Origin of the sequence: Pelomonas cellulosilytica (assembly GCF_021353265.1) — a bacterium.
GTDB lineage: Bacteria > Pseudomonadota > Gammaproteobacteria > Burkholderiales > Burkholderiaceae_C > Pelomonas > Pelomonas cellulosilytica.
This window is the reverse complement of the sequence record NZ_JAJTWU010000026.1, coordinates 1-3,077: the sequence shown is the minus strand read 5'-3', so window position 1 is coordinate 3,077 and position 3,077 is coordinate 1. Positions and strand designations below refer to the sequence as shown.

Here is a 3,077-nt window from a genome sequence, read left to right as displayed (position 1 = left end):
CCGTAAGCGTCGCCTCACCACCCTCTTGACCTAGACGTCGAGGACGTGGCGCAGCAGTTCGAAGCCGACGCGCCAGTTGCGGCCGTCCATGGCTTGCAAGGTCGCGGTGCGACGGTTGACGCGGGTGACGATGCCAACCAGAGCCGTACCCTTGGCGTCGTCGAAGGTGACCTTGTCGCCAACCTTGAAGATTGTGTTGGCCGTCTGCGCCGCTGGCTCCGGCGGCGGCTCGTAGGCCTGCATTCCGGGTTCAGTCGTGAGGCTGTCGATCGCAACGTACGGAATCTTCCAGGTCCGGCGCACGTCTTCTTCGAGCACGGTTGCCTGCTTGTCGTGCCGCGCGATGAGCTTGCCGTGCCGGACCTGCCCGGTGCGATGGTCGATGAACTGCACGGCTTGGCCCAGGTGCAGCTTCATGCGCGCCGCCATCTCGCGCTTGGGGTCGTCCAGCAGCACATCGATGAGCGCGCGCATCTGGTACAGCTGCATGCTCGGCGCGTCTTGCAGTGCCTCGACCATGCGCGAGGCGATGTCGTCTTCAGCCATGGATGGATGTTGCCAGGGCCGCAGCCCGTTGGACTTCAGGCTGCGCGCGGGACGGCTTGCTGCGCGGCAATCGACCACGGCAGCAGTTCGTCGATCCGGTTCACCGGATGGTCGGCAATGCGCTGCAGCACTTCGCGCAGATAGGCCTCGGGGTCGAGCCCGTTGAGCTTGGCCGTCTCGATCAAGCTGTACATCGACGCCGCGCGTTCGCCACCCGCGTTCGAACCCATGAACAGGTAGTTGCCGCGCCCGAGCGCCACACCGCGCAGCGCGCGCTCGGCGGCCGAGTTGTCGATCTCGATGCGGCCGTCGTCCACATAGCGCGTCAACGCCTTCCAGCGCGCCAGGCTGTAGCGGGCGGCCTTGGCCAACTCCGACTTCGTCGACACCTGGGTCAGCACACCCTGCAGCCAGAGCTGGAGCTTCTCCAGCAAGGGGCCGGCTCGCGCCTGGCGCTGCTGGCGTCGCACCTCCGGTGGGCGACCTCGGATGTCGGCTTCGACGGCATACAGCCCCTGGATGTGGCGCAGCGCCTGCGCCGCCAGTCCGGTGTCGTCGCGATGCTGTTCGTACAGGTCCCACCACGGTCGTCGTGCGTGAGCCCAGCAGGCCGCTTCGACCACGTGGCCACCGTCGTAGAGGGCGTTCCAGCCGCCGTAGGCATCGGCCTGCAGGATGCCGCGGAAGTCGCGCAGATGGCGCTGTGGGTGCTCGCCCTTGCGGTCGGCCGAGTAGCGGAACCAGACGGCGGGTGGCGCGCTGTCGCCTGAGGGCCGATCGTCGCGCACGTAGACCCACAGTCTGCCGGTGCGGGTCTTGCCTTCGCCTGGCGCCAGCACCTTGACCGGCGTGTCGTCGGCATGAACCTTGGCCGCGTGCAGGACATGTCGGCCCAGCGCCGCAAGCAGGGGGTCGAACAAGGTGTGAACCTGCTCCACCCAGCCGGCCATCGTGCTGGGGTCGATCTCGACGCCTTCGCGGGCATAGACACGGCTCTGGCGGTGCAGCGGTGAGTGATCGCAATACTTGGACACCGCCACGTGGGCCAGCAGCGCAGGCCCTGCAAGGCCTCGCGCGATCGGCCGGCTCGGCGCGCTGGCCTGGAAGATGGCCTCGCACTTCGTGCACGCCAGCTTGGGCCTGACGGTGCGGATGACCTTGAAGCGAGCCGGTACGTACTCCAGGTGCTCCGAGACGTCGGCGCCAATGCTGCGCAGCCGGCCACCGCAAGCGGTGCAGCCGCAGGACTGGCCAGCGGCGTCGCGATGCGCTTCAGTGGTGACGGGGCGAACCTCGCGCTGTTCGCGAGGCAGGTGCGCCGGCAGGCTGCGGTCGACGCTGCCGGCATTGGCGGCCGGCGTGGTGGGCTTGCGTACGGGCAGTTGCTCCAACGCCACCGGCTCAATGAGGCTGGCCTGCAGGTCGAACCGCTCGCTGGAGACGCCGAACTGCGCGCGCGCGCGGCGTGCCAGTTGCAGCTTGAGCTTGTCGACCATCAGCTTGAGCCGCTGCACCTCGCTGGCGCTGACGCGCAGTTGCTGCTTGAGCAGTTGCGCGTCGTCGGGCAGTTGGCTGATCGGGTCGATGTCCTGCGGCACGAACCTCAGTGTGCGACGAGCTCAGCGAGAGCGCATCGGGATCACTCCCGAGGAGACACCCCCTATGCAGCCAATTGAGGTGAGCTCGTGCGCATCGGCATGCGCCAGTCAATGCCTTCCAGCAGCATCGAGAGCTGTGCGGCGGACAGTGCAACGCGGCCGTCAACGGCTTGAGGCCAGACGAAGCGACCGCGCTCCAGTCGCTTGGCCAGCAGCATCAGTCCTTGGCCGTCGAACCACAGTACCTTGATGATGTCACCGCGCCGGCCACGGAAGACAAACACGTGGCCGTCGAACGGGTTCGACGCCAGGGCTGTCTGCACCACGGCGGCCAGGCCGTCGAAGCCCTTCCTCATGTCGGTGTGACCGGCGACGAGCCACACGCGCGTGCCCGATGGCAGGCCGATCATGCGAGGCTGCGCAACGCAGAGAGCAGCGCGACAAGACTGTCCTGGTCGACGGCGCCACGCAGCCGCAGCCGTGCACCGGCGAAGTCGAGTTCGATGCTGCCGGCGCTGGGAATGGTGCGGGTCGTGCTCGTGGGCACGGGAGGTGCCGACGCCGCCGCCGCGTCGTTGGGCGTGGGTGAGGCGAGCGTGATGGGTAGCAGCTGCGGCGCCGACGCTTGCGCAGGTCCTGAGCCAGAGGCCTCGACAGCGCGATGTTCACGGCGCCACTTGAACACCAGGTTGGCGTTGATGCCGTGAGCCATCGCGATGCTGGAGACCGAAGCACCGGGCAGCAGGCATTGCCGCACCAGCTCGCGCTTGAGCTCGGGGCTGTGGTCGCGCCTGCGGCGCTTGGGGGGTGTGTCTTGATCGGCCATGGTGTGCGTTAGCGATGCCTGATGCACACCATCTCGGCGCGCGCAGGATCAGCCGATCTTGCTCACGACACCACCGCCACGGTAGAGGGCCGTGAGGCCACGCTTAC

The 3,077-nt window shown here is 67.7% G+C and carries 4 protein-coding genes; all 4 read right to left on the bottom strand.

The genetic code is table 11. The features are described 5' to 3' along the window. Positions 1-30 precede the first annotated feature (30 nt). Positions 31-546, bottom strand: a complete 516-nt coding sequence (locus LXT13_RS28325) for a hypothetical protein (protein ID WP_233375784.1) — start codon at positions 544-546, stop codon at positions 31-33. Positions 547-581: 35 nt separating this feature from the next. Then, positions 582-2,132 (bottom strand): IS66 family transposase, encoded by a 1,551-nt coding sequence (gene tnpC / locus LXT13_RS28320; RefSeq protein WP_233375786.1) that lies wholly within the window; start codon positions 2,130-2,132, stop codon positions 582-584. A gap of 74 nt (positions 2,133-2,206) precedes the next feature. Next, complete coding sequence (gene tnpB / locus LXT13_RS28315; protein WP_233375782.1) at positions 2,207-2,554, bottom strand: IS66 family insertion sequence element accessory protein TnpB; 348 nt, start codon at positions 2,552-2,554, stop codon at positions 2,207-2,209. Further along, positions 2,551-2,970, bottom strand: a complete 420-nt coding sequence (tnpA, locus tag LXT13_RS28310; protein ID WP_233375780.1) for an IS66-like element accessory protein TnpA — start codon at positions 2,968-2,970, stop codon at positions 2,551-2,553. Before tnpA ends, tnpB begins: the two co-directional genes overlap by 4 nt. Positions 2,971-3,077: the final 107 nt, after the last annotated feature.

Bases quoted from the DNA above. Each gene is read 5' to 3' on its own strand.
- LXT13_RS28325 (WP_233375784.1), bottom strand. From the start codon at position 546: ATGGCTGAAGACGACATCGCCTCGCGCATGGTCGAGGCACTGCAAGAC.
- tnpB (WP_233375782.1), bottom strand. From the start codon at position 2,554: ATGATCGGCCTGCCATCGGGCACGCGCGTGTGGCTCGTCGCCGGTCAC.
- tnpA (WP_233375780.1), bottom strand. From the start codon at position 2,970: ATGGCCGATCAAGACACACCCCCCAAGCGCCGCAGGCGCGACCACAGC.